Origin of the sequence: Acidovorax lacteus, assembly GCF_039540375.1 — a bacterium.
Lineage (GTDB): Bacteria > Pseudomonadota > Gammaproteobacteria > Burkholderiales > Burkholderiaceae_C > Acidovorax_G > Acidovorax_G lacteus.
Window position 1 is genome coordinate 186,830 of sequence record NZ_BAABEX010000007.1, and the last position, 6,349, is coordinate 193,178.

Consider the following 6,349-nt stretch of genomic DNA (forward strand, 5'->3'; position numbering starts at 1 on the left):
CTGGCCGGGCACGCCGCATGGCCAAGGGGGCGTGACGCCCGATCAGTGCCCGCCCACCGGCTGGTACTGGTCTCGGTTAGCAGCCAGCCACTGGTCCGAGCGGTCGCTAGGTTGCTGGCTCGGATGGAAGTCGCGCCGCAGATAGTCGCGCCACGGCCGCCAGCTCTCGCGCACCAGGCCGCCGCGGCCCAGCAGGGTGCGGGCGGCGCTCTTCCAGGTGGCCCAGCGCCACAGCGTGCCGTCGCGCCGCAGGTTGAGGACGGTCTGGCGCAGAACATCGGCCACAAACAGCACGGAAATGCGGCGGAACCATGTGATGCGCCACGCATGGTTGCCGCCGAGCGCCTGGTACAGGTCGAGGGCGGTGGATTTGTGCTCGGCCTCTTCGGCGCAATGCCACTGCCACATCATGGCCAAGCGGGCTTCCGCGCCTGCCAGCACCTCGGGATGCCCCAGCACCCATTCGGCCAGCAAGGCCGTGAAATGCTCGTTGGCCGCCGTCACGGCCAGCGCGTGGCGCGGGTCGGTGCCTTCAAACAGCCGCACACGCGCCGCCGCCCGGGGCCCCCAGTCATTGACCAGGCCCTGGCGCTCCAGCTGGTGGTTGAACAGGCTGTGGATGCGGCGGTGCGTGGCTTCCTGCCCCACAAAGCCTTTGACTTCGTCGGCAAAGCGGGCCTGTGCTTCGGGCGGCAGCGCCTGGTAGCCGTTGCGCACCGCGTCCATGAAAAACTGTTCTCCGACCGGAAAGCTCATGGACAATGCATTGAACAGTGCGGTGCGGAAGGCGTCGTTTCCGCACCAGTGGCGGTCAAACGGTGCTTCCAGGTCGATCAGCAGGCGGCGAACGGTCAGGTGGGTCATGGTGCTTGTCTCGGGCGGGTCGGTACTTTTGCGTACCGCTTTGGTGTCTGCGCATGATCGGGCTTGGCAGCCATCTGTCAAGTGCTCGGTGTGCAGGGCGCTGTCAGCAGGGGGTACGGTACAAGCGGCGGCCCTGGGCGCACCACGGCACAATGCGCAGCATTGCCATGAACCCGACCGACACCGCCACCCCGCCCACCGACATGCTGGTGCCCGAGCACCGCAGGCGCCTGCTCGAAGGCATGGCCCGCGCGGTGGCGGCCCACGGCTACCCGGACACCACCATTGCCGACATCGTGCGCGAGGCGGGGGTGTCGCGCCGCACGTTCTACGAGCATTTCGGCAGCAAGGCCGATTGCCTGATTGCGCTGTACGAAGCCGCCAGCCGCAACGCGCTGCAGGAGCTGCGCGCCGTGATCGAGCCGCAACTGGACTGGCAAACCCAGGTGGAGCGCGCGATGCGCACCTACTTTGCCGTGCTCTCGCGCAACCCGGTGCTGCTGCGCACGCTGTTCATCGAGATCCTGGGCCTGGGTCCCCACGGGTTGTCGGTGCGCCGCCGGGTCAACCAGCAACTGGCCGACTTGCTGCTGGAGGCCGTGAACGAGCGGCCCGGCCCGCGTCTGCGCAAGTCGCCGCTGATGCCGACCATGGCCACGGCCGTGGTGGGCGGCATCAACGAACTGGTGCTGCAGGCCATCGAGCAGGACCGCGTGGACGCCCTGCACACCCTGGTGGAGCCTGCCTCGGCCCTGTTGCGCGCGGCCATTGCGGCCGACTTCTGAGCCACATCCCTGGCCGTGCGGCCAGGGCAGGGCGGCGTCAGCCTGCGTGGAAGCGCACCACCAGCGGCACGATCAGCAGGGCGACGATGTTGATGATCTTGATCAGCGGATTGATGGCGGGGCCTGCCGTGTCCTTGTAAGGGTCGCCCACGGTGTCGCCCGTCACGGCGGCCTTGTGGGCGTCCGACCCCTTGCCGCCATGGTGGCCGTCTTCGATGTACTTTTTGGCGTTGTCCCACGCACCGCCGCCGGTGCACATGCTGATGGCCACGAACAGCCCGGTGACGATGGTGCCCATGAGCAGCCCGCCCAGCGCCTTGGGGCCCAACAGCAGGCCCACCACGATGGGCACAGCCACGGGCAGCAGGCTGGGGATGATCATCTCCTTGATGGCGGCCGTGGTCAGCATGTCCACGGCCTTGCCGTACTCGGGCTGGGCCGTGCCGTCCATGATGCCGCGGATGGTCTGGAACTGGCGGCGCACCTCCACCACCACGGCACCGGCCGCGCGGCCCACGGCCTCCATGGCCATCGCGCCAAACAGGTAGGGGATCAGCCCGCCGATGAACAGGCCAATGATGACCATGGGGTCCGACAGATCAAAGCGCACGGCCAGGCCGTAGCTTTCGAGCTTGTGCGTGTAGTCGGCAAACAGCACCAGCGCGGCCAGCCCGGCCGAGCCGATGGCGTAGCCCTTGGTCACGGCCTTGGTGGTGTTGCCCACGGCGTCCAGCGGGTCGGTGATGTCGCGCACGCTGCTGGGCATCTCGCTCATCTCGGCAATGCCGCCCGCGTTGTCGGTGATCGGGCCGTAGGCGTCGAGCGCCACCACGATACCCGCCATGCTGAGCATGGCCATGGCCGCCACTGCCACACCGTACAGGCCAGCCAGGCCATAGGCCACCAAAATGGCGATGCACACGAACACCACCGGCCAAGCGGTGGAGCGCATCGACACCCCCAGCCCCGCAATGATGTTGGTGCCATGCCCGGTGGTAGAAGCCTGGGCGATGTGGCGCACCGGGCTGTACTGCGTGCCGGTGTAGAACTCGGTGATCCACACCAGCGCGGCCGTGAGCAGCAGCCCGGTGGTGCAGGCGCCCATCAGCCGCCACTGGCTGCCGCTGGCCGTGATGGCGTTGTCCGGCACGATCCACAACGTCACGCCCCAGAACAGCACCAGCGACAGCACACCGGCGATGGCCAGCCCCTTGTAGAGCGCGGGCATCACGTTCTTCATGCCCGGCGTGGCCTTGACAAAAAAGCAGCCGATGATGGACGCGAGGATGGACACCCCGCCCAAGGCCAGCGGGTACGCCACGGCCGCCATGGGCGCAGCCGACACCAGCAGCGCGCCCAGCACCATGGTGGCAATCAGCGTGACGGCGTAGGTCTCGAACAGGTCGGCCGCCATGCCCGCGCAGTCGCCCACGTTGTCGCCCACGTTGTCGGCAATCACGGCCGGGTTGCGGGGGTCGTCTTCGGGAATGCCCGCCTCGACCTTGCCCACCAGATCGGCGCCCACGTCGGCCCCTTTGGTGAAGATGCCGCCGCCCAGGCGCGCAAAGATCGAGATCAGCGACGAGCCAAACGCAAAACCGATCAGCGGATTGAGCAGCGTGGCCAGCGAGCGGTCGGGCGTGAGCTGCCCGTTGCCCAGCAGAAACCAGGCAAATCCGGCGACGCCCAGCAGCCCCAGGCCCACCACCAGCATCCCGGTGATGGCCCCACCGCGAAACGCCACCTGCAGGGCCGCCTCGATGCCCTCGGTGGCCGCCTGTGCGGTGCGCACGTTGGCCCGCACCGACACGTTCATGCCGATGAAGCCGCAGGCGCCGGACAGCACCGCCCCCACCACAAAGCCCACGGCGGTGGTCGTGTCCAGGAATACGCCGATCAGCAGCGCGAGCACCACGCCCACGATGGCAATTGTTTTGTATTGGCGGGCCAGATAGGCTGCGGCCCCGGCCTGGATGGCCGCCGCAATGGCCTGCATGCGCGGGTTGCCCGCGTCGCGGGCCAAGATCCAGCTGCGGGCCCAGAGCCCGTAGGCCACGGCGGCGAAGGCACACACCACGGCCAGCAGGAGGGGAGTTGTCAGCGCTGACGTTCCAGTCATTCGATTCTCCTCGTATCGTTCTGCACGGAAGGAAACACGCGCATCTGAGAACCCACACCACACGTGTTCCCGCGGCGTTGCTTCCTCGTGCCCGACCAGGGGACGCGATTGGCCAACGCCCCCAATTTACTGCAAACCGGCGGTCTGCAAGCCCCCCGCAAGGGCCGTGCGCCTAAAATCGCCCGCGTTCCGGCACCACGCGTGGTGCGCAGGGCCTCTTTGACAACACTGAAACCGACCGTTATGTCCCTCAACTCCGTCACCCCCGGCAAGAACATTCCCGACCAATTCAACGTCGTCATCGAGATCCCGATGAACGCCGATCCGATCAAGTACGAAGTGGACAAGGAATCGGGCGCGATCTTCGTGGACCGCTTCATGACCACGGCCATGCACTACCCCACCAACTACGGCTATGTGCCCCAGACGCTGTCGGGCGACGGCGATCCGGTGGATGTGCTGGTCATCACGCCGTACCCGCTGTTCCCCGGCGTGGTCGTGCCCTGCCGCCCGCTCGGCATCCTGATGATGGAAGACGAGGCCGGTGTGGACGGCAAGGTGATTGCCGTGCCCACCAGCAAGATCCTGCCGATGTACGACCACTGGAAGGACATCGAAGACGTGAACGCCATGCGCCGCAACGCCATCGCCCATTTCTTCGAGCACTACAAGGACCTCGAGAAGGGCAAGTGGGTGAAGGTTGTGGGCTGGGAAGGCATTGAGTCCGCCAAGAAGGAAGTGCTGGACGGCGTGCAGAACTACCAGAAGTCGCAAGCCGCTTGAGCCCTGCCTCGACCTGACGGCACCCCAGATGGATTTGCCTGAAAATCGATGGTTGTGCTTGTCGGGTAATGTTCTATAGCTATTAAATTGATAGCATTTATGAAGGCGCCGATGCTTGTCATCGGCGTCTTTTTTTGTTCTGGATACGCGGCTCCTCAAAAGACAGCGCATCCCTGCGCTGATACAGTGTGCAGGTACTTGTTCAATTGGTTACATACAGTGCTGCGGCGGTTTCGATGCCACTCTGCGAGCTGTTGAACTGGAGGCGACTTTCTTATGTATCTGTCCAATCTGCGTATTGGTGCCAAGTTGGGATTCGGGTTTCTGGCCGTGGTGCTGCTGACGTTCGTCGTCGGTATCGCCGCTTTGCTGCAGATGGATCGCATGCAAGGCGAAAGCGAGAACATCACGCAGAACCTGCTGCCAAGTGTGGGTTTGACAGCCGAGCTCCGGATTGATGCCAACCGCATCCGGCGTGCCGAGGCGGGCCTGATCGCAGCCCGCAGCAAGCCAGAGGTCAAGGCCTTTGCAGAGCAGATTGCTGCGCGGGTCAAGGATCTGGAGAAGGTGGAGGCTGCCTATGCCCCGTTGGTGAATGAAGGCGATGAGCGAAAGGCCTTCGAGCTGTACCAAAAAAGAAAGGCCGACTACCTCAAGGTCCAGGCCAATCTGCTGGAGGTGGCGAACAACGTGGACTTCACCACCACAGAAACGATGGAGCTGACAGGCAGCGCACTGACCACGATGTATGCGGGCGAGTCTGAAAGCGCTTTCAACCAGGTGGTCGATTCCCTCACAGAGCTGATGCGCATCAACTCCGAGGAGTCGAAGGTTGCCAAGGTGCGTACCGACAACATCTTTGGACAGGCCCGTCTGGTGGTCATTGCGGCCCTGTTGCTGAGTGCGGCGCTTGCCGCAGCCCTGGGGGTGGCGATCACGCGTGCCGTGACCAAGCCTGCTGCGCACGCGGTTCAGGCCGCCCGTGGCATCGCACAGGGTGACCTGACCGTCACGATTCCCACGGGTGGCAAGGATGAAATGGGCGAGCTGTTGAACGCCCTGTCCGACATGCGCGACAACCTGGCCCGCGTGGTGGCTGGCGTGCGCGGCAACGCCGAAGGTGTGGCCATGGCCAGCGCCGAAATTGCCTCGGGCAACCAGGATCTCTCGGCCCGCACCGAAAGCCAGGCCAGTGCGCTGGAAGAAACCGCCGCCTCCATGGAAGAGCTGGGCTCCACCGTGCGCCAGAACGCCGACAACGCCCGCACGGCCAACCAGCTGGCCATGAGCGCCTCCACCGTCGCCCAGCAAGGCGGCGACGTGGTGGCCGAAGTCGTCGAAACCATGAAGGGCATCAACGCCAGCAGCACCAAGATTGCCGACATCATCAGCGTGATCGACGGCATTGCCTTCCAGACCAACATCCTGGCGCTGAACGCCGCGGTGGAAGCCGCGCGGGCCGGCGAGCAGGGCCGCGGCTTTGCCGTGGTGGCCGGCGAGGTGCGCAGCCTCGCGCAGCGCAGCGCCGAGGCGGCCAAGGAAATCAAGAGCCTGATCACCGCCAGTGTGGAGCGCGTGGAGCAAGGCACGCTGCTGGTGGACAAGGCGGGCAGCACCATGACGGAAGTGGTCACGGCGATCCGGCGCGTGACGGACATCATGGGCGAGATCAGCGCGGCCAGCAGCGAGCAAAGCTCAGGCGTGGCGCAGGTGGGCGAGGCCGTGACGCAGATGGACCAGGCCACGCAGCAGAACGCGGCGCTGGTCGAGGAGATGGCAGCGGCCGCGGCCAGCCTCA

The 6,349-nt window shown here is 65.5% G+C and carries 5 protein-coding genes; 3 read left to right on the forward strand and 2 right to left on the reverse strand.

What is annotated here, in order from left to right:
* Window positions 1-42: 42 nt before the first annotated feature.
* Complete coding sequence (locus ABD866_RS04305) at window positions 43-864, reverse strand: metal-dependent hydrolase (RefSeq protein ID WP_345061493.1); 822 nt, start codon at window positions 862-864, stop codon at window positions 43-45.
* Window positions 865-1,031: 167 nt separating this feature from the next.
* On the opposite strand from ABD866_RS04305, the gene ABD866_RS04310 reads away from it, so the two are divergent.
* Window positions 1,032-1,649, forward strand: coding sequence for a TetR/AcrR family transcriptional regulator (locus ABD866_RS04310; protein ID WP_345061495.1), 618 nt, complete (start codon window positions 1,032-1,034; stop codon window positions 1,647-1,649).
* A gap of 37 nt (window positions 1,650-1,686) precedes the next feature.
* Here ABD866_RS04310 and ABD866_RS04315 read toward each other — a convergent pair whose 3' ends face one another.
* Window positions 1,687-3,768 (reverse strand): sodium-translocating pyrophosphatase, encoded by a 2,082-nt coding sequence (locus ABD866_RS04315; RefSeq protein WP_345061498.1) that lies wholly within the window; start codon window positions 3,766-3,768, stop codon window positions 1,687-1,689.
* A 243-nt stretch (window positions 3,769-4,011) separates the two neighbouring features.
* Here ABD866_RS04315 and ppa point away from each other — a divergent pair, with 243 nt between their 5' ends.
* Both ppa and ABD866_RS04325 read left to right on the forward strand, forming a co-directional pair.
* Window positions 4,012-4,551 carry an inorganic diphosphatase gene (gene ppa, locus ABD866_RS04320; RefSeq protein ID WP_345061500.1) on the forward strand — a complete coding sequence of 180 codons (540 nt, stop codon included), beginning with the start codon at window positions 4,012-4,014 and terminating at the stop codon, window positions 4,549-4,551.
* Window positions 4,552-4,827: 276 nt separating this feature from the next.
* On the forward strand, window positions 4,828-6,349 hold a 1,522-nt coding region (locus ABD866_RS04325), incomplete at its 3' end, for a methyl-accepting chemotaxis protein (RefSeq protein ID WP_345061502.1).